This window comes from Cellulosimicrobium funkei (assembly GCF_900155925.1).
GTDB classification, from domain to species: Bacteria; Actinomycetota; Actinomycetes; order Actinomycetales; family Cellulomonadaceae; genus Cellulosimicrobium; species Cellulosimicrobium funkei.
Window position 1 is genome coordinate 776,041 of sequence record NZ_FTMI01000002.1, and the last position, 19,886, is coordinate 795,926.

The 19,886-nt window shown below is 76.0% G+C and carries 16 protein-coding genes and 1 pseudogene; 13 read left to right on the forward strand and 4 right to left on the reverse strand.

Features of this window, described 5'->3' with window-relative positions; translation table 11 throughout:
• Positions 1-25 precede the first annotated feature (25 nt).
• The gene (locus BXA05_RS07725) at positions 26-838 is read left to right on the forward strand and encodes an alpha/beta fold hydrolase (RefSeq protein ID WP_076404508.1); all 813 of its coding nucleotides are present in this window, start codon (positions 26-28) and stop codon (positions 836-838) included.
• A complete protein-coding gene (locus tag BXA05_RS07730; RefSeq protein WP_076404509.1) occupies positions 838-2,406 on the forward strand; it encodes a PP2C family protein-serine/threonine phosphatase in 1,569 nt (522 codons plus the stop codon). Before BXA05_RS07725 ends, BXA05_RS07730 begins: the two co-directional genes overlap by 1 nt.
• On the opposite strand, the gene BXA05_RS07735 is transcribed toward BXA05_RS07730, so the two are convergent.
• Positions 2,380-2,877 carry an NUDIX hydrolase gene (locus tag BXA05_RS07735; protein WP_076404510.1) on the reverse strand — a complete coding sequence of 166 codons (498 nt, stop codon included), beginning with the start codon at positions 2,875-2,877 and terminating at the stop codon, positions 2,380-2,382. The two genes, BXA05_RS07730 and BXA05_RS07735, sit on opposite strands and share 27 nt — an antisense overlap.
• Positions 2,878-3,261: 384 nt before the next feature.
• On the opposite strand from BXA05_RS07735, the gene BXA05_RS07740 reads away from it, so the two are divergent.
• The 6 genes from BXA05_RS07740 to BXA05_RS07765 all read left to right on the forward strand — a co-directional run bounded on the left by BXA05_RS07740 (position 3,262) and on the right by BXA05_RS07765 (position 11,006).
• A complete protein-coding gene (locus BXA05_RS07740) occupies positions 3,262-4,344 on the forward strand; it encodes a 3-deoxy-7-phosphoheptulonate synthase (RefSeq protein WP_074804177.1) in 1,083 nt (360 codons plus the stop codon).
• 163 nt (positions 4,345-4,507) lie between these two features.
• The gene (gene sigK, locus BXA05_RS07745; protein ID WP_076404668.1) at positions 4,508-5,080 is read left to right on the forward strand and encodes an ECF RNA polymerase sigma factor SigK; all 573 of its coding nucleotides are present in this window, start codon (positions 4,508-4,510) and stop codon (positions 5,078-5,080) included.
• The gene (locus BXA05_RS07750) at positions 5,073-5,840 is read left to right on the forward strand and encodes an anti-sigma factor (RefSeq protein ID WP_076404511.1); all 768 of its coding nucleotides are present in this window, start codon (positions 5,073-5,075) and stop codon (positions 5,838-5,840) included. Before sigK ends, BXA05_RS07750 begins: the two co-directional genes overlap by 8 nt.
• Before the next feature lie 134 nt (positions 5,841-5,974).
• Complete coding sequence (locus BXA05_RS07755) at positions 5,975-6,676, forward strand: fasciclin domain-containing protein (RefSeq protein ID WP_076404512.1); 702 nt, start codon at positions 5,975-5,977, stop codon at positions 6,674-6,676.
• Positions 6,677-6,833: 157 nt separating this feature from the next.
• Complete coding sequence (locus BXA05_RS07760; protein ID WP_076404513.1) at positions 6,834-8,837, forward strand: cytochrome c biogenesis protein DipZ; 2,004 nt, start codon at positions 6,834-6,836, stop codon at positions 8,835-8,837.
• Between the two features lie 183 nt (positions 8,838-9,020).
• Complete coding sequence (locus tag BXA05_RS07765) at positions 9,021-11,006, forward strand: LamG-like jellyroll fold domain-containing protein (protein ID WP_076404514.1); 1,986 nt, start codon at positions 9,021-9,023, stop codon at positions 11,004-11,006.
• A 58-nt stretch (positions 11,007-11,064) separates the two neighbouring features.
• Here the strand turns inward: BXA05_RS07765 and BXA05_RS07770 are convergent, their stop codons facing one another.
• The gene (locus BXA05_RS07770; RefSeq protein ID WP_143311088.1) at positions 11,065-12,561 is read right to left on the reverse strand and encodes a DUF4232 domain-containing protein; all 1,497 of its coding nucleotides are present in this window, start codon (positions 12,559-12,561) and stop codon (positions 11,065-11,067) included.
• A 214-nt stretch (positions 12,562-12,775) separates the two neighbouring features.
• Here BXA05_RS07770 and BXA05_RS07775 point away from each other — a divergent pair, with 214 nt between their 5' ends.
• Positions 12,776-13,516 (forward strand): DUF2625 family protein, encoded by a 741-nt coding sequence (locus BXA05_RS07775; RefSeq protein ID WP_083711654.1) that lies wholly within the window; start codon positions 12,776-12,778, stop codon positions 13,514-13,516.
• 18 nt (positions 13,517-13,534) lie between these two features.
• On the opposite strand, the gene sigJ is transcribed toward BXA05_RS07775, so the two are convergent.
• Together sigJ and BXA05_RS07785 are read right to left on the reverse strand one after the other, a co-directional pair.
• Positions 13,535-14,470 (reverse strand): RNA polymerase sigma factor SigJ, encoded by a 936-nt coding sequence (gene sigJ / locus BXA05_RS07780; protein WP_076404517.1) that lies wholly within the window; start codon positions 14,468-14,470, stop codon positions 13,535-13,537.
• The gene (locus BXA05_RS07785) at positions 14,467-15,222 is read right to left on the reverse strand and encodes an SDR family oxidoreductase (protein ID WP_244550409.1); all 756 of its coding nucleotides are present in this window, start codon (positions 15,220-15,222) and stop codon (positions 14,467-14,469) included. Before BXA05_RS07785 ends, sigJ begins: the two co-directional genes overlap by 4 nt.
• Before the next feature lie 108 nt (positions 15,223-15,330).
• Here BXA05_RS07785 and BXA05_RS07790 point away from each other — a divergent pair, with 108 nt between their 5' ends.
• The 4 genes and pseudogenes from BXA05_RS07790 (at position 15,331) to BXA05_RS07805 (ending at position 19,832) form a co-directional block, all read left to right on the forward strand.
• Positions 15,331-16,059 (forward strand): GntR family transcriptional regulator, encoded by a 729-nt coding sequence (locus BXA05_RS07790; protein ID WP_076404519.1) that lies wholly within the window; start codon positions 15,331-15,333, stop codon positions 16,057-16,059.
• A 29-nt stretch (positions 16,060-16,088) separates the two neighbouring features.
• A pseudogene (locus BXA05_RS07795) lies at positions 16,089-17,603 on the forward strand (MmgE/PrpD family protein); the annotation flags it as partial.
• Between the two features lie 98 nt (positions 17,604-17,701).
• A complete protein-coding gene (gene prpB, locus BXA05_RS07800) occupies positions 17,702-18,619 on the forward strand; it encodes a methylisocitrate lyase (protein ID WP_076404520.1) in 918 nt (305 codons plus the stop codon).
• Between the two features lie 79 nt (positions 18,620-18,698).
• Positions 18,699-19,832, forward strand: a complete 1,134-nt coding sequence (locus tag BXA05_RS07805) for a bifunctional 2-methylcitrate synthase/citrate synthase (RefSeq protein WP_076404521.1) — start codon at positions 18,699-18,701, stop codon at positions 19,830-19,832.
• Positions 19,833-19,886 lie beyond the last annotated feature (54 nt).

A 19,886-nucleotide genomic window follows, 5' to 3' on the forward strand; every position in this document is an offset into this window, starting at 1 on the left:
CCCCTTCCCCCCTACGCTGTGACGCGTGGACGTGCACGAGCGCAACAACGTGCGGGTCATGGGGGCGCAGGACGGCCCGACGATGGTCTTCGCGCACGGTTTCGGCTGCGACCAGTCGATGTGGCGCTTCGTCGCGCCCGCGTTCGCGACGGACCACCGGGTCGTGCTGTTCGACCACTCGGGGTGCGGGGCGTCGCACCCGACCGCGCACGACGCCGTCCGGCACGCCGACCTCGCGGGCTACGCCGCGGACGTGGTGGAGATCGTGGAGGCCGTCGGGCCGGGGGAGGGGCGCGGGCCCGTGGTGCTCGTGGGCCACTCGGTGAGCGCCGTGATCGCGCTGCTCGCGGCGGCCGACCGCCCGGACCTGTTCGACCGGCTGGTGCTCGTGGGCCCGAGCCCGCGGTACGTCGACGACGACGGCTACCGCGGCGGGTTCACCGCCGAGGAGATCGACGAGCTCCTGGAGACGATGGACGCGAACTACCTCGGCTGGACGCAGGTCATGGCACCCGTGATCGCCGGGAACCCGGACCGCCCGGCGCTCGGCGACGAGCTCGCCGCGGTGTTCCGGCGCAACGACCCGGCGGTCGCCCGGCAGTTCGCGCGCGCGACGTTCCTCGGCGACAACCGGGCGGACCTGGCGCGCGTGCGCACCCGGAGCCTCGTGGTGCAGAGCCGGGAGGACGTCATCGCGCCGCCCGAGGTCGGGCGCTACGTGCACGAGCACCTGCCGGGCAGCGACCTCGTCGTCATCGACTCGGTGGGGCACTGCCCGAACCTCTCGCACCCGGACCTCCTCGTGCGCGCGATGCGCGACTGGCTGGGCGCCGCCTGATGGCGATGTCCCGCGCCGAGCGCTGGGCGCTCGCCCCCGTCGCGCTGCTCCTCCTCGACACCGAGGCGCGCGTCCTCGACGCCAACGACGAGTTCCTGCGGACGATCGAGGTCCCGGACGTCGAGGCGGTCGCGGGCCGCCGGCTGGCGGACCTGCTCACCGTGGGCGGGCGCATCTTCTGGGAGACGCACGTCGGTCCGCGCCTGCACATCGAGGGCCGCGTGGACGAGGTCGCGGTGGAGCTCCGCACGCCCGGGGGCCGCGAGCCCGTGCTGCTCACGGCGATCGAGCGCGAGGCGCGCGGCGAGCGGCTGATCGAGGTCGCGATGCTCGGCGCGCGCGAGCGGTCGCGCTTCGAGCACGAGCTCGTCGAGGCGCGCCGCGCGGCGGAGGAGGCGGAGCGCCGGGTGCGGCTGCTGCACGGCGTCGCCGCCGACCTCGCGAGCGTCGCCGGTCTCGACGGCGTCGCGTGGGTCCTGCTCCGGGCGGCCGTCACGATGCTGGGCGCGGGCGACGCCGCGCTGTGGACGGCGCAGGAGCGCGGCCCGCTGCGGCGGTGGGGCGGCGCCGTCGGCGTGCTGGCGCCGACGATCGACGAGCTCACCGAGGCGACCGTGCGGGACGACGGGACGGTCGTCGTGCCGCTGCGCACCGCGGGCGCGCTGCTCGGCGTGCTCGCGCTCGAACCACGTCGCGCCGCGGGCTCCGACCCCGTCGACCTGGGCACCGCCGCCGCCGCGGGCCAGCTCGCGGCGCTCGCGCTCTCGCGCGCGCGGGTCCACGAGCAGAGCGTCTCGGTCGCGAGCGAGCTCCAGGGCGCGATGCTCTCGGACGGGATCGTCACCGACCCGCAGGTCGAGGTCTCGGCGTGCTACCGCCCGGGCGTCCACGACCTCCAGGTCGGCGGCGACTGGTACGACACCTTCCGGGTCGCGCCCGACGTCGTCGCGCTCAGCGTGGGGGACGTCGTCGGCCGCGGGCTCAAGGCGGCGACGTCGATGGGGCAGCTGCGCACCGCCGTCCGGGCCGCGTCCGACACGGGGCTGCCGCCGGAGGAGGTGGTCGAGCGCGTCGACCGCTTCGTCGACCGGACGGGCACGGGCTTCATGGCGAGCCTCGTGTACGGGGAGCTCGACCTGCGGGCCGGGGTGCTGCGCTACACGTGCGCGGGCCACCTGCCGCCCCTGCTCGTGCGCGCGGGCGGCTCCGCGGCGTACCTGTGGGAGGCGCGGTCGACCCCGCTGGGCGTGCGGGGCACGACGCCGCGCGTCGCGAAGGCCGTGCGGCTCGCCCCGGGCGACCTCCTGCTGCTCTTCACGGACGGCGTGGTCGAGCGCCGCGACCGGCCGCTCGCGCTCGCGCTCGACGAGCTCGCGGACGTCGTCACGCGCGCCCTCGACGTCGGCCTGCGCGACGACCGGCTGCTGGAGGCCGTCGTCTCGCGCGCTCCGGAGGACGACGACGCGTGCCTGCTCGCGGTGCGCTGGCTGGGCCCCGCCACGGACGGGAGGGCGCCGGTGCCCGACGCGCCGGCCGCCGCGTCAGCGGACGAAGAACGGGCCGGCTGAGGGGTCGGCGAGCCGCGCGAGGGCGTGGCCGAGGCGCTCGGTCGACGAGCGCGCGACGTCGTCGGGCAGGGCGTCCGGGGCGAACCACGCGACGGCGAGGGACTCGTCGTCCGCGACGTGCGCCGCCGCGGCGGCCGCCGGCGACGCCGGGCGGCACAGGAACGCCAGGTCGAGGTACTGCGACCGGTCGCCGTTGGGGTACTCCATCGGCTCCGTGACCGTCACCGCGACGAGCGCGTCCACCACGACCTCGACGCCCGTCTCCTCGAGCACCTCGCGCGCGAGCCCGACCGCCGGGTCCTCGCCCGGCTCGAGGATCCCGCTGATCACGGCCCACTGGCCGGAGTCGGCGCGCTGCCCGAGCAGCACCCGGCCGGCGTCGTCCACGACGACGCCCGACACCCCCGGCATCCACAGCAGGTCGGTCCCGACGTGGGACCGGAGGGCGGCGACGAACTCGGGGATCGGCATGCCCCGAGCGTAGGCGCTGCCCGACCGGCCCGTGAGACGGGCCGTCCGCCCCTCGGAGGCGCTGTGCTACCGTCGGCTCGTGACTTCTCAGTGGTATTGGCGCTTTACGCAGGCTCCCGGTGGGGCCGTGCGGGCGTCAGCCTGACCACAGATCACCACCCGGAGCCAGCACAGGGCCTTGGACGCGGACCGCGTCCGGGCCCTTCGTCGTGAGACGGGCCGCTCCGGGACCACGGGCGGCAGCAGGCCGGTGGAGCGCCGCTGGGCATCCCGACTCACGGCGTTCCCAGACCCCGCCGCACAGACCAGGAGCCCCCCGTGACCAGCACCACCACCTCGCCCGAGACCGCGACGACCGACGGCGCGACGAGTACCGTCGACCTCGTGGACAGCCCCGAGCTCCAGGCGCGCACGAGCGACCTGCGGGTCCGCGCGCTCGACGCCCTCCCCGCGCCGCGCGCCATGCTCGCTGACCTGCCCCTCGGTGCGACGCGCAGCGACCTCGTGACGACGTCGCGCCGCGAGGTCCGTGACGTTCTCGCGGGCGACGACGACCGCCTCCTCGTCATCGTCGGCCCGTGCTCGGTGCACGACCCCGAGGCCGCGCTCGAGTACGCGGGGCGCCTGGCCGCCGTCGCGCACGAGCTCGCGGACGACCTCATGGTCGTCATGCGCGTCTACTTCGAGAAGCCGCGCACGACCGTGGGGTGGAAGGGCCTCATCAACGACCCGCACCTCGACGGCTCGCACGACGTGCACCACGGCCTGCGCCTCGCGCGCGAGGTGCTGCTCGGCGTGCTGGACGCCGGCGTCCCGGCCGCGTGCGAGTTCCTCGAGCCGACGAGCCCGCAGTACATCGCCGACGCGGTGTCCTGGGGCGCGATCGGCGCGCGCAACGCCGAGTCGCAGGTGCACCGCCAGCTCGCCTCGGGCCTGTCCATGCCCGTCGGGTTCAAGAACGCGACCGACGGCGACGTGCAGATCGCGGTCGACGGCTGCATCACCGCGGCGAGCGAGCACACGTTCTTCGGCATGGACTCGCTCGGCCGGGCCGCCGCCGTGGAGACCGCGGGCAACCCCGACTGCCACGTCATCCTGCGCGGCGGGCGCTCGGGCCCCAACTACGGGGCCGACGACGTCGCGGCGGCGCTCGCGGTCGCGCGCACCTCGGGCCGCGGCGGGGTCACGGAGCACGGGCTCGTGGTCGACGCGTCGCACGGCAACTCCGGCAAGAGCCACGTGCGCCAGGCGGAGGTCGTGCGCGAGGTCTCCGCGCGGCTGGCCGAGGGCGAGCAGGGCATCACGGGCCTCATGATGGAGAGCTTCCTCGTGGCGGGCGCGCAGAAGCCCGCGCCGAGCGGCCTCGTGTACGGGCAGTCCGTCACGGACGCGTGCATCGACTGGGACACGACGGCCGACCTCCTGCGCGAGCTCGCGGGCGCGGTCCGCGCCCGACGCGCGCTCTGAGCGGTGCCCGCGGGGCGGGGACCCATCCGTCCGGGCGTCGGCGCCGAACCCAGGGTGTCCCGGACGGACCGGGACGGCGCTGGCGACGGGAGGTCGGGTGCCGAGAGCCGTGGTCGACGCGCCGCAGCGCGTGCGGGAGGCGCCCGTGCTGCACACTGACCGGGTGCCACCTCCCGTGACGACGAACCCGGCGGTCGACGCCGCCCTCACGGCGTGCGCCGGCGGCGACCCCGCCGCGTTCGCGCCCGTCTACGACGCGCTCGCGCCGGTCGCGTACGGCACGTGCCTGGGGGTCCTGCGGGACCCGGACCATGCGGCGGAGGTCGTGCAGGAGGTGATGGTGGAGGTGTGGCAGACGGCGGCGCGCTACGACGCGACCCGCGGCTCGGCGCGGACCTGGGTCGCCACGCTCGCCCGGCGGCGCGCGGTGGACCGCGTGCGGGCCGAGCAGGCGCGCCGCGACCGCGACCAGCGCGACGTGGACGCCTCGACGGCCGCGGCACCGCGGGACGTGGTGGTGGAGGACGTCGAGCGACGTCTCGAGGGCGCGGCCGTGCGGCGGTGCCTGGACTCGCTCACGGCGACGCAGCGGGAGGCGGTCGTGCAGGCGTACTACGGCGGGCTCACCTACCGGGAGGTCGCGGAGCGGCTCGACGCCGCGCTGCCGACCGTGAAGTCCCGCATCCGGGACGGGCTCCTGCGGCTCCGCGACTGCCTGGGGGTGCGTCGTGGCTGACCCGACCACGCCCCGCAGTGACGGCGCGGACGACCGTCCGGACGTCCGCGACCTGCTCCCCGCCTACGCGCTCGACGCAGTGGACGACGTCGAGCGGCGCGCCGTCGAGCGCCTGCTCGCGGCCGACCCCGACGCGCGGCGCGAGCTCGACGAGTACCGCGACGTCGTGGCGGCGTTCGCCGTCGAGAGCGCACCGCCGCCCGCGCTGCGCGACACCGTCCTGGCCCGGGTGGCCGCGTCCGCGGCCACGGTCCCGGCCGCCGGGGAGAGCACCGGCGGTGTGGTCGTCGACCTCGCGGCCGCGCGTCGCGCCCGCCGCCGACGCTGGACCGGGCTCGCGGCGGCGGTGGCCGCGGTGGTCGCGGTGGCCGTCCCGACCACGGTCGCGGTCCGCGCGACGCAGGAGCAGTCCCGCCTGGAGGCGCGGGCGGACGCGATCGAGCGCATGCTCGCCGACCCCGACGCGACGATCCTGCACGGCGACGTGGCGGGCGGCGGGCAGGCGTCCGTCCTCGCGGCGGGCGACGACATGTACTTCCGCGCGTCCGACCTGCCGGACGCGGGCGACGACCGCGACTACCAGCTCTGGGTGGTCGAGCCCGACGGCGCCGTCGTCTCGGCGGGCGTCCTCGACGTCCAGGACGGCAGCACGTCGCGGCTCGTCCAGGGCGAGCCGGGCGTCGGCATGGCCGTGACGGTCGAGCCGGCGGGCGGCTCGGAACAGCCCACGACGGACCCGGTGGTCGCGCTCGTCGGCTGAGCGCAGCGGCCCGGAGGGGTCGGGACGCGCGCGGGAGAAACTCGTGCCGATCCCGACCCATCCACCCGGGGCGGCGCTCCGAACCCTCGGCATGACGCCCCGCACCGGCGGGGCGACGACCCGAGGAGAGACCGATGAACGTTCGCACCCGCACGTCGTACGCCGTCGCCGGCATCGCCACGCTCGCCGTGCTCGGCCTGTCCGCGTGCAGCTCGGACACGGACACGGGGTCCGACTCGACGACGACCGATTCGCAGTCCGACACCATGACGGACGACTCGACGTCCGACGACATGACCGACGACTCGACCGAGGGCTCGGACGACATGGCGGCCGACCCCGCCGCGAACCTCGTGGGCCCCGGCTGTGCCGCCTACGCGGAGCAGGTGCCCGACGGCGCCGGGTCGATCACCGGGATGTCGACGGACCCCGTCGCCGTGGCGGCGTCGAACAACCCGCTGCTCACGACGCTCACCGCGGCCGTCTCGGGTGAGCTCAACCCGGACGTCAACCTCGTCGACACGCTCAACGGCGGCGAGTTCACCGTGTTCGCCCCCGTCGACGACGCGTTCGCCAAGATCGACGCCGCGACGCTCGAGTCGCTGAAGACGGACTCCGACACGCTGACGAAGATCCTCACGTACCACGTGGTGCCCGGCCAGCTCACGCCCGACCAGGTCGCCGGCGAGCACGAGACCGTCGAGGGCGGCACGGTCGAGGTCACCGGATCGGGCGACGAGCTCATGGTCAACGACGCGGCCGTCGTGTGCGGTGGCGTGATGACGCAGAACGCGACCGTGTACCTCGTGGACACGGTGCTCATGCCGACGATGTGATCCTCCCTGCGCGTCCAGAAGCGGGCGCGCGGTGGACCCGCGAGAGCGGGTCCCGACGGCCCCGACCGGACGGTCGGGGCCGTCGTCGTGCGCCCGGCGACGTCCCCTCGGCGCGCGGCGGACCCATCCGCGAGGGCCGCCGGTCCGAACCCCGGGCATGGAGACGCTCATCGTCATCGGCCTGCTCGGCGGACTCATCACGGGGATCTCGCCGTGCATCCTGCCCATGCTGCCCGTCATCTTCTTCGCGGGCGGCGTGCAGGGCGCGCGCACGGGGGCGACGCCGTCGGGCACCGCGGAGACCGGGACGGGCGGCGTCTCCCCGGGGCTGTTCGCGGGCGTCCCCGACGCGGTCCGCGTCGGCGGTCGCCCGGCCGCGGGGCTGCGTGGCCGGGGTGGCCCGGTCGGCGCGCCGGAGGCCGCCGGGTCGCGGGAGGTCGCGGCGCGTCCGACGCGTGGCGGGGCGCTCGCCCTCGACCTGTCGACGGGGGACGCGGAGCCCGCCGCCCCGGCCGGCGGCGGGCCCGGGCCCCGCGCGACGCGGCGGACCACGCGCCGCTCGTGGCGCCCCTACCTCGTCATCGCGGGCCTGGTCCTCAGCTTCAGCGTCTTCACGCTCCTCGGCTCCCTCCTGCTGACCGCGCTCGGGCTCCCGCAGGACCTGCTGCGCTGGGCGGGCATCGTCCTCCTCGTCGCGATCGGCGTGGGGATGATCGTTCCGCGCGTCGAGGAGGTCCTGGAGCGGCCGTTCCGGCGGGTCGCGGCGCTCGGGGCACGACGCGGCGCCGCCCGCCAGGACCGCGGGGCGTTCGTGCTCGGCCTCGGCCTCGGCGTGCTGTACGTGCCGTGCGCCGGGCCGGTCCTCGCGGCGATCACCGTGGCCGGGGCGACGGGGAACATCGGCCCGGGCACCGTCGCCCTCACGGTGTCGTTCGCGGTCGGTGCGGCGATCCCGCTCCTGGTCTTCGCGCTCGCGGGGCGCCGCGTCGCGGAGCGGGTCCGCGGGTTCCAGCGGCACACGCGCGGCATCCGCGTCACGGGCGGCGTCGTGATGATCGCGCTCGCGGGCGCGCTCGCGCTGAACCTCCCCGCCGCGCTCCAGCGCGCCCTGCCCGACTACACGGGTGCGCTCCAGCAGCGGGTCGACGAGAACGACGCCGTGCGCGAGGCGCTCGACCTCGGCGGGCTCGTCACCGACGAGAACCGCGAGCTGTCGAACTGCTCGAACGGCGCGCCCGTGCTGGAGGACTGCGGCACCGCCCCGGAGCTGCGCGGCATCGACACGTGGCTCAACACCCCGGACGGCGAGGCGCTGACGCTCGAGGGGCTGCGCGGCAAGGTCGTGCTCGTCGACTTCTGGACCTACTCCTGCATCAACTGCCAGCGCGCGATCCCGCACGTCAACGCCTGGTACGACCGCTACCGCGACGTCGGCGCGGGGTTCGAGGTCGTCGGGGTCCACACGCCCGAGTTCGCGTTCGAGCGCGAGACGCGCAACGTCGTCGCCGGCGCGCAGGACCTCGGCGTCACCTACCCCGTGGCCCAGGACAACGCGTACGCGACCTGGACGGCCTACCGGAACCGTTACTGGCCCGCGCAGTACCTCGTCGACGCCGACGGGACCGTGCGCCACATCCGCTTCGGGGAGGGCGGGTACGAGGACACCGAGCGTCTGGTGCGCGAGCTCCTCGAGGACGCGAACCCGGGCGTCGAGCTGCCCGAGCCCACCACCGTCGGCGACACCACCCCGCAGGACGAGACGACTCCCGAGACCTACTTCTCCATCAAGCGCGTCGTGAACTACGCCGGCGAGCCGCGCTACGCCGCGGGGCAGCAGGACTTCACGCTCGCCGACGACCAGCGGCAGGACACGTTCTCGCTCGGCGGCACGTGGGACGTCGACTTCCAGGGCGCGACCGCCGTGTCCGACGACGCGCGCGTGCGTCTCGCGTACCGCTCGACCGACGTGTTCACGGTGCTCGGCGGCGAGGGCACCGTCACGGCCCGTGTCACGACGGACGGGCGGACCACGACCCGCGAGATCGACGTGTCCGGCAGCCCGACGCTCTACCCCGTCCTGGAGGGCGACGGCCCGACGGACGGTCTCGTGGAGCTCGACGTCCCGCCCGGCGTCCAGGTGTTCACCGCGACGTTCGGGTGAGCACGGGCCGGTCCGCGACCGGACGACGGCGCCGCGCGCCGCGGTGTCGCAGGGCGGGTGTACATTTCCGGCATCTGCCGTGGGACGACCTGGTCGAGGACGACCGGAGCATGCGGCAAGCACCTCGCCGACGACGGCGAGCGGGTGATCGGGGGAGACGTGGGACGAACGACGCGGAGGACCGTGGGCGCGCTGCTGGGCGCCGTGCTGGCCCTCTCCGGTCTGACGGCGGGCGCCGCCGCGGCGAGCGCAGGACCGCTGCCGGCCGGTGCGCTCGCGGAGGACGGCGCGCGCGTCGTCCTCGCGGGGGACGGCGCCGCGCGGACGGTGCTGCGGTCGGCGCTGCCGCGGTCGGCGTCCGGGTACGGGTTCACGGGCGGGCAGGCCGTCGGCGGGTGCGACTCCGGTCTCCTGTGCGCGGTGCTGGGCGAGACCCGCGTCGCGTGGGACTTCACGGACGCGATCGGCTCGGCGGTGCCCGCGGGCGCGACCGTCACCGGGGCGACGCTCCGGACGTCGGGCGTGCAGGGCGCGCAGTGCCGTACCGCGCCGGTCACGGCGCACGGGGTGGGCGCGGTGGTCCGGTCGAGCACGTGGGCGAACCACGCCTCGACGTGGGGCGCCGCCGTCGCGTCGGCCGCCTCGGCGGGGCGCTGCGACCGCTGGGGCGCCGTGTCCTGGGACGTCACCGCGCCCGTCGCGGAGGCGGTCGCGTCCGGCGGTCCCGTCGCGCTCGGCCTCTCCGGTGCACGGTCCGGGCTGGCGGTGCTCGGTGCGGGGACGGCGCTCGAGCTCGAGCTCGCGCCTGCCGCAGGGGCGACCGCGACCGCGCTCGGGACCGCGGAGCCCGAGAGCGCGTGCGTGACGGGCGAGGCCCGCCCGGCCGTGCGGTCGGGAACGCCGACGCTCCGGGCGGAGCTCTCCGGCGAGGGGTCCGGGGCGCTCCTCGCTCGGTTCGCCCTGCAGGACGTCGCGACGGGCGCCGAGCTGTGGACGGCGGAGACGCCGCCGCAGTCCCCGGGGACGGTCGCGTCGGTGGTGGTGCCGTCGGGTCTGCTGCAGCACGACGGCGTGTACTCGTGGGAGGCACGAGCGGCCACGGCGGACGGCGGGACCTGGAGCGAGGCGAGCAGCTGCGAGTTCGTCGCCGACCTCGTGCGGCCCGAGCGGGAGCCCGTGATCACGCCCGTCGAGGGTGAGCCCGCGGTCTACCGGGAGGGTGCGACGACCGGGGGTGTCGGCGTGCGCGGCGCGTTCGTGCTGTCCACCGACGAGCCCGGGGTCGTGGCGATCCGCTACTCGTTCGACTCGGACGCGCTCGACCGTTCGGCGGTGCCGGGCGAGCGGGTCGAGTTCACGCCGACGGCGAGCGGGAGCCATCGCATCTCCGCGCAGGCGGTCGACGCCGCCGGGGCGACGGGCCCGGTGCGCCTCTACCGGTTCTCCGTGGCGAGCGCGGCGCCGGTGCGCTGGGCATTCTCCGAGGGCGCGGGGCCGGAGGCGCGGGACGCCTCGGGCAGCCGCTCGCTCACGCTCGCCCATGGCGGGATGTGGGGTCGCGGTTACCTCGCGGACTTCGAGATCGACCCGTCGGACGGCGCGCTCGTGATCGCCGACGACGCGTCCGCCGCCTGGTCCGCGACTCCCGTGGCGCCGACGGGCGGGGCCTTCTCCGTGGGCGCGACGGTGCGGGCCGACGCGACCGGGGCGACGCGTGCCGCGGTGAGCCAGGCGGGCGACCGGGCGAGCGCGTTCTCCCTGGGCGTGCGGCACGACGCCGCGTGCGGGACGGCGTCCGGCACGTGCTGGGCGTTCTGGACGGCGGACGCCGACGCCGACGGCTCGGCGTCGACCGTCGCTCTCTCGGGCGTCGACGTGAAGCCCGGGGCGTGGGTGCGGCTGACGGGCGTGCGGGACGCCGCCGCGGGCGAGCTGCGCCTCTACGTCTGCGAGATCGGCTCGGTGGACGATCCGGGCGCGGGCGAGACGACGCTCGCGGGGACCGCCACGACCACGAGCCCGGGCTGGCCGTCGAGCGGTGCGCTCCAGGTGGGTCGGGCACAGCGCGACGGCACGTGGACGGACCACTGGCGGGGCGCGGTCGACCGGTTGTCGGTCGTCGACGGTGTGCAGTCGGTGAGCCAGATGTCCAGGGAGTGCCTGAGCTGACGCTCTCGGGGTCCGTCGGCGGGCCGCCGACGGGCCCCGCAGCCCGCGTGCGTTCTCGTCACCCCGCCCGCGCGGGCGTCCACGACCCGACCGTCGCGGTCCCGCCGCCGAGCAGGTCGAGGCCGTCCCCGACGCCGGGGATCCCCGCGAGCCCGACGACCGACTCGGGGTCGCCCGGGTGCGGGGCCACGAGCAGCGTCGTGACGAGCGGCGGGTCGTCCGCCGTCGACCCGCCGCGCCACGAGAGCGCGGCCCAGGCGGTGGCGCCCGGCGCGAGGGTGATCGGGGCGAGACCGTCGTCGTCCGGCTCGAGGAGCACGTCCGTCTCCGAGCCGTCGTCGGCGACGAAGCGGACCACGGGCGCGCCCGCGAGGACACACTCCGCGGCGCCGTCGTTGCGGGCCGTGACGGTGAGGAACCGGCGCCCCGCCGCGGCGTCGAACCCGAGGGCCCCGAGCGTGAGGTCGCCCGGGGCGCACGCGCCCGCGGGGGGCGTCCCGGTCGTCGGTGCGGCGGCTCCCGCGACGAACCCGGAGCGCGTCGCGGACGCGCCGCCGTCGGTCGAGCCGTGGACCTGGTACGCGAGGGTCGGGCCGGCATAGGCGGCGCCGTCGAGGGTCCGCGCGACCACGGCGGCGTCGCCCGAGGTGATGACGGTGAGCAGGGGTCTCGGCGGGAACGTGTCCCGCGCGGTCTCGTGCACGACCTGCGTCACGCCAGGTTCCGCGGCGACCTCTCCGAGCAGGGTGAGCAGCGCGTCGTCGGGGACGGACTGCCCGCCGTCGTCGTAGGTGCCGACGGCGCCGCCGGCGACACCGAGGCTCGTCAGCCCCCGGCCCTCGGCACGGACGAGCGCGGCGGCCGCGACGAGGTCCCCGGCCGCGCGGACGTCGACCGACGCGGACCCCGGGGACAGGAACACGCGGCGCACGGGGTCGTGGGCGACGAGGCGCACGGCGTCGGCGACGGCGTCGGCCCCGAGGAGCTCGGGGCGGGGCTCCCCGGTGGCCGGGTCGATGCCGCGGTCGGTGTCCGCGCCCGGGCCGTGCGCGACGGCGAACGTCCCGCCGCCCGCGCCCGTGCCCTCGACGCGGAGCGACCAGGCACCACCGCCGGGCACGGCGGCGACGATCGCGCTCGCGTCGTCGGCGGTGCGCTGCGCCTCCTCGGGTGTCGGCAGCGGGCTGACCAGCGTGACGCGCGCGGACTCGCCCGCGGTCCCCAGGGCATCCACGGCCGCGACGCCGGGCAGCGCCCGCAGCCGCGCCGCGACGGCCTCGTGGTCGCTCTCGGGGGAGGTCGGCGCGGGCGTCGCACCGGGTGCGGGGGTCGTCGGGGCGACCGACGAGGTGGTCGGGGCGGGCTGCTCGGCCGCGGTGCGCAGCGCCGCCAGCCCGACGACGGCGGCGACCACCGCGAGAACACCGCCCACGCCCGCGGCGGCCACCGCGACGAGGGGGCCGCGCCGTCGTGCCCGTGGCGGGACCGTCCCGGTGCCGGTGCCGGTGCCGGGGTCGGTGGCGGGCTCGGGGGAGGGTGTGCCGTCGTCGTCCACGGCCGTGACCGTACCGGTCACCGCGACCGTGCGGGGTGGCGCGCCGACGTCCTCCCCAGGGTCCGCCCGGCGTCTTCACCGTGCCAGGGCCTACCCGGGCCGCCGCGCGGGGGAACCGGTCTTTTCGGCGCATCGACGGACGAGCCGGGCGCGTACCGACCCCGCGCTTTTACCAGGACTCCTGCTGACGGGCAACATCTGGCATGATCCGGCCATGACAGTGCGGACGGCTGCGGAGCTCGCTGCGGTCGACGACCCGGCGTGGCCGACGCTCTCGCGCATGCTGGGTCGCGGCGGCGTCGAGGTCGTGCCCGCGCCCGCCTGGTCGCTCGAGGTCCTCTACCGGCTCCAGGTCACCGTCCGCTCGACCCTCGGCGCGCTCGCCCTGCACACCGGCGGGGTCCTCGTCGACGGCGGGTGGCTCCGGATCATCGGCGGGGGCGGGGCCGGGCTGCCGGACCTCGCGACCGTCAACGGCCTCGGGGAGCCGGGGGAGAACAGCGTCGCGCCGTCCGTCCTCGTCGTCGCGTACGACGTGCTCGGCGGCACGTTCGCGATCAACGGCGGCGGGCTCCCCGGCCCGCTCGGCAACGTCCACTACTTCGCGCCGGGCTCGCTCTCCTGGCTCGACCTCGGGTTCGGCCAGGCGGCGTTCCTCGAGTGGTCCGTGAGCGGGGGGACCGCCGAGTTCTACGCGCCCGTGCGCTGGCCCGGCTGGTACGACGAGATCGGCTCCGTGCGCCTCGACGAGGGCCTGAGCGTCTACCCGCCCCTGTGGTCGGAGGAGGGGCGCGACGTCGCCCGCTCGTCGCGCACCCCGGTGCCGCTCGGCGAGCTCGTGGACTGGCACTTCGAGATGGCCGAGCGCATGGCCCCGGTCGACGACTACGTGCGCGACGCCGACGAGCACCTCGACGGCTACGGCGCCTGGCCCACGGACGGCTACCGCCCCTGAGCCCCGGTCACGCCCTCGTCATGCCGGGTCCGCGTCGAGAAGGTCGGCGCGCACCGTCCCGAGCTTGTCGGGGTTGCGCACGACGTCGAGCGCCGCGACCCGCCCCCCGACGACCGTGAACGCGATCACCGTGAGCACCCCGGTCCCGTCGCGCAGGAGCAGCCCGGGCGCGCCGTTGACGTCGACCAGGCGCATCGCTTCGGGCGGCGTGCGCAGATAGCTGAGCAGCACGGGACCTGCCGTCCCCGCCCCACGCACGGTGTGCCGCAGCGCGCGGACCTTGCCGCCGCCGTCGCCCCGCAGCACGACGTCCGGGTCGAGCACCGCGAGCAGGGCCGGCAGATCGGCGTCCGAGCAGGCCGCGACGAACGCCTCGACGGCGCGCGCCTGCTCGGCGCGCGTCGCGGTCCCGCGCGGCCGCCCCGCCTCCACGTCCTTGCGGGCGCGCGCCGCGAGCTGGCGGACGGCGGCCGGCGAGCGCCCGACGACGTCGCCCACCTCGTCGAACGGCAGCCCGAACACGTCGTGGAGCACGAACGCGACGCGCTGCGCGGGGGAGAGGCGCTCGAGCACGACGAGGAGGGCCATGCTCACCTCCTCGTCGAGCGTCACGCGGTCGGCCGGGTCCGCCGCGTCGACGACGCCCGTCGCGACCGGCGAGGCGGCGCCCGGGGTCGTCACGACCGGCTCCGGCAGCCACGTCCCGACGTAGCGCTCGCGGCGCGCCCGCGCGCTCCCGAGCACGTCGAGCGCGAGCCGCCCGACCGTCGTCGTCAGCCAGGCCGCGAGGTTGCGGATCGAGCCTGCGTCCTGGGTGCGCAGCCGCAGCCACGCGTCCTGGACGCAGTCCTCGGCGTCGGACCAGGAGCCGGTCGTCGTGTACGCGAGCCGCAGGAGGCGCGGGCGCTCGGCCTCGAACGCGCGCGCGAGGTCGTCGGCGGCCGGGCCGGTCACCGGGCTGCCGCCCGCTCGGCGCGCTGCGCCGCGAGCCAGTCGCGGAACGTCGTGGTGCCGCGCACGTCGGGGTGCGGGTCGGTGAGGCCGCCGGCGCGCAGCGCGCGGCCGAGCGCGCCCGGGAGCGGCACCCGGACGGGGACGGCGCGCGAGCCGGTGACGTCGCGCCAGGCGCGCGCCAGGTCGCGCAGGTCGACCGCCTCGGGACCCGCGACGGTCGTGGTGCCGCCGAGCGGGTCGCGCTCGGCCGCGTCCGCCACGGCGGCGCCGACCTCGGCGGCCGCGACCGGCTGGACCGGGGCGCGTAGCAGCGGCACGACGCCCCGGCGCGCCGCGGCCCCGAGCGTCGCGGCGACGAGCTCGTGGAACTGGGTCGCGGCGACGACCGTCGACGGCACGCCCCCGTCCGCGACCTCGCGCTCCTGCGCGACCTTGGCGGCGTAGTAGGCCATCGGCACATCGTGGCACCCGACCACCGACAGGAGCACGTGGTGCCGCACCCCGGCGTCGCGCTCGGCGGCGAGCAGGCGCCGCGTGCCGTCGACGACGGCCGCGCGCACGTGCCGCAACGACGTCGCGGTGTTGCTCGCGTCGACCACGACGTCGACGCCGTCGAGCGCCGCCGCGAGACCTGCGCCCGTCGTGAGGTCGACGGGGTGCTCCCGGGCGTGCCTGCTCAGCGCCCGCACCTCGTGGCCGCGCGCGGCCAGGCCCGCCACGACGTGCCGACCGACGGTCCCCGTCCCACCCACCACAGCGATCCTCATACCCGGACGACGACGCGGCGCCATCCGATGTGACATCTCCAGCCTCCTCCCGAGTTGTATACAAGTGCGCAGGACGTGTGGCACGATGGCCGGGTGACGACGACGCCCGAGCTGCGCACCGCCGTCGGGCCGTCCGCGGCGCCTGGCGACGCGGGCCTCGCGCGCCGCCAGTCCGGGGCCCGCGCGGTCTACGACCTGCTGCGCGGCCGCATCATCGACGGCTCCCTCGCGCCCGACGCGCGGCTCACCGAGCCCGTGCTCTCCGCCGAGCTCGGCGTCTCGCGGACCCCGGTGCGCGAGGCGCTGCGGCTGCTCCAGGCCGAGGCGCTCGTCGTCGAGCTGCCCACCGGGGGAGTGCGCGTCGCGCCGCTCGACCTCGCCGACGCGCGGCGCGTCTACGACGTGCGCGCCCGCCTCGAAGGCCTCCTCGCCCGGGACGCGTGCGAGCGCGCCACGCCCGACGACGTCGCGCGGCTCGCGCGCCTCGTGACGCTCATGGACGCGGTCCGCGACCACGAGGACGAGGTGCTGCGCATCGGCGCCCAGTTCCACGGCGAGATCGAGGCGCTCGCCGACAACCGCTGGGGCTCGGCGCTCCTGCGCCAGATCCGCGGCCACGTCGACCGGTACCGCGCGCTCGCGGCTCGCCGCCGCGTGGGCACCACCGACCACGTCGACGAGCACCGCGCCGTCGCCGACACCATCGCGAGCCGCGACGCCGCCGCCGCCGAGGCGGCGATGCGCGCCCACATCGAGCGCAGCGCCGCCCTCGCCGAGCAGTCGCTGCGCGGCGCGGGGTCGGCGACCGACGACCTCCCCTGACCACCGCCCACCGCACGACGGAGACACCGATGCCGTACACCCACCACCTGCGCGTCTACCCCAGCGCGGAGCCGCTCGACCGCACCGACCAGCTCGCGTGGAAGCTCGCCGAGCTCGCGACCGACCCCGTCGAGGTCACGCCCGAGGTCGTCGACATGGTCGTCAACCGGGTCATCGACAACGCCGCGGTCGCCGCGGCCAGCCTGACGCGCGGCCCCGCGGTCGCGGCGCGCGGCCAGGCGCTCGCGCACCCCTACACCCCGGGGTCGACGGTGTTCGGCTGCGGCCTCACCACCCGCACGAGCCCCGAGTGGGCGGCCTGGGCGAACGGCGTCGCGGTGCGCGAGCTCGACTTCCACGACACGTTCCTCGCCGCCGAGTACTCCCACCCGGGCGACAACATCCCGCCGATCCTCGCCGTCGCGCAGCACGCCGGGTCCGACGGCGCCGCCGTCGTCCGGGCGATCGCAACCGGGTACGAGGTCCAGGTCGACCTCGTGCGCGCGATCAGCCTGCACCGGCACAAGATCGACCACGTCGCGCACCTCGGGCCGTCGGCCGCCGCGGGCATCGGGACGCTGCTCGGCCTCGACACCGAGACGGTGTTCCAGGCGATCGGGCAGGCCCTGCACACGACGACGGCCACCCGCCAGTCGCGCAAGGGCCAGATCTCCACGTGGAAGGCGCACGCCCCGGCGTTCGCGGGCAAGGTCGCGGTCGAGGCGGTCGACCGCGCGATGCGTGGCCAGACGTCGCCCGAGCCGATCTACGAGGGCGAGGACGGGGTCGTCGCGTGGCTGCTCGACGGCCCGGACGCGGCGTACGACGTCGTGCTCCCGGCCCCCGGCGAGCCCAAGACGGCGATCCTCGACACGTACACCAAGGAGCACTCCGCGGAGTACCAGTCGCAGGCGCTCATCGACCTCGCGCGGGCACTGCACGACGAGCACCCGTGGCTCGCCGACCCCGAGAACGTCACGTCGATCGTCATCCACACGAGCCACCACACCCACTACGTCATCGGCTCCGGCGCGAACGACCCGCAGAAGTACGACCCGACGGCGTCGCGCGAGACGCTCGACCACTCGATCCCCTACATCTTCGCGGTCGCGCTGCAGGACGGCGGCTGGCACCACGTCGACTCGTACGCCCCCGAGCGCGCGGCCCGCCCCGACACCGTCGCGCTGTGGGCCAAGGTCACGACGGCCGAGGACCCCGAGTGGACGCGCCGCTACCACTCGACCGACCCGGCGGAGAAGGCGTTCGGCGGGCGCGTCGAGATCGAGCTGGCCGACGGCGGCCGCCTCGTCCGCGAGATCGCCGTCGCCGACGCGCACCCGCTCGGCGCGCGGCCGTTCGGGCGCGAGCAGTACGTGCACAAGTTCCGCACGCTCGCCGCGGGCGTCCTCGAGGACGCCGAGATCGAGCGCTTCCTCGACCTCGCGCAGCGGCTCCCGGAGCTCACGCCCGCGGAGGTGCGCGAGCTGACGATCGTCGGGCGGCCCGGTCTGCTCGACTCCGTCCCCACCCCGACCGGCCTGTTCGAGCTCGGTCGCGACGACGCCCCCGCGCACCCCGAGGTCGAAGGCGACGGGTTCACCATGCACGAGGCCGACGCGACCACCGAGGGAGAGGCGCGCTGATGCTGTACAGCCAGGTGACGCCGTCGGACAAGCGGCGCGCGTTCCGCGCGGCGCTCGACGCCGCGGCGACCACGGGGGAGCCGCTGCGGCTCCCGGGCGCGTTCAACCCGCTGTCCGCGCGCCTGATCCAGGACAAGGGCTTCGAGGGCGTGTACGTATCGGGGGCCGTGCTGTCGGCCGACCTCGGCCTGCCCGACATCGGCCTCACGACCCTCACCGAGGTCGCGGGGCGATCGCAGCAGATCGCGCGCGTCACGGACCTGCCCGCGCTCGTCGACGCCGACACCGGCTTCGGCGAGCCGATGAACGTCGCGCGCACCGTCCAGGCGCTCGAGGACGCAGGCGTGGCGGGCGCGCACGTCGAGGACCAGGTCAACCCCAAGCGGTGCGGCCACCTCGACGGCAAGGAGGTCGTCGGGCTCGACGAGGCGGCGAAGCGCGTGCGGGCGGCCGCCGACGCGCGCCGCGACCCCGGCTTCCTGATCATGGCGCGCACCGACGTCCGCGGCACGATCCCCGGCGACGCCGGGCTGCGCGCCGCGATCGACCGCGCGAAGGCGCTCGTCGACGCGGGGGCCGACGCGATCTTCCCCGAGGCGATGAAGGACCTGTCGGAGTTCGAGGCCGTGGCGTCGGCCGTGGACGTGCCCGTGCTCGCCAACATGACCGAGTTCGGCAAGTCCGAGCTCTTCACGCGCCGTCAGCTCGGCGACGCCGGCGTGCGGCTGATCATCTACCCCGTCACGCTCCTGCGAGTCGCGATGGGCGCCGCCGAGCGCGCGCTCGACGAGATCTCCGCGACCGGCACCCAGGCAGGCCAGGTCGAGGGCATGCAGACGCGCGCACGCCTCTACGAGCTGCTCGACTACGCCGCCTACAACACCTTCGACGAGGGCATCTTCACCTACCGGCCCTGACGACCGGCCGGTGCCGCGCGCCCGTCGGCCGCGGCACCGGCATCTCCCCGCGACCCGTGCTGCACGAAGGAGTGACCGCATGACCACCACCGCACCGACCACCGACGCGCCCGAGATCCGCAAGGGCCTCGCGGGCGTCGTCGTCGACGTCACCGCGATCTCGAAGGTCAACCCCGAGACGAACTCGCTCCTGTACCGCGGCTACCCGGTGCAGGACCTCGCCGCCCGCCGCAGCTTCGAGGAGGTCGCGTACCTCCTGTGGCACGGCGAGCTGCCCACGCCGGAGCAGTTCGCCGAGCAGACCGCCGTCGAGCGGGCGCACCGCGCGCTGCCCGGCCACGTGCGCAACGCGATCCTCGAGCTCCCGACGACGTGCCACCCCATGGACGTCGTCCGCACCGCCATCTCCCAGCTCGGCGCGCACGACCCCGACGCCGAGGACTCCTCGCCCGAGGCCGAGCAGGCCAAGGCGGTCCGCCTGTGGGCCGTGCTGCCCGCCGCGGTCGCGCTCGACCAGCGTCGTCGCCGGGGCCTCCAGCTCGTCGAGCCGCGCGACGACCTCTCCTACGCCGAGAACTTCCTGTGGATGACGTTCGGCGAGGAGCCCGAGCCCGCCGTCGTGCGCGCGTTCGAGGTGTCGATGGTGCTGTACGCCGAGCACTCGTTCAACGCGTCCACGTTCACGGCGCGCGTCATCACGTCCACGCTGTCCGACCTGCACTCCGCCGTGACGGGCGCCGTCGGCGCGCTCAAGGGGCCGCTCCACGGCGGCGCGAACGAGGCCGTCATGGCGACGTTCGCCGAGATCGGCACCGCCGACCGCGCCGCCGCGTGGCTCGACGACGCGCTCGCCCACAAGCGCAAGATCATGGGCTTCGGGCACCGCGTCTACAAGCACGGCGACTCGCGCGTCCCCACCATGCGCGCGACGCTCGACGACCTCGTCGACCACTACGGCCGCCCGGACCTCCTCGAGCTCTACACCGCGCTCGAGACCGCGATGACCGAGCGGAAGAACATCCTGCCGAACCTCGACTACCCGGCCGGCCCGGCGTACCACCTCATGGGCTTCGACACCCCGATGTTCACGCCGCTGTTCGTCGCGTCGCGCGTGGTGGGCTGGACCGCGCACGTCATGGAGCAGCGCGCCGCCAACGCCCTCATCCGCCCGCTCAGCCAGTACGTCGGCCCGGAGCAGCGCGACCTCCCCTGACTCTGCCCCTGCCCCTGCCCCTGCCGCTGGCCCCCCGCCCCTGCGCCGAACAGG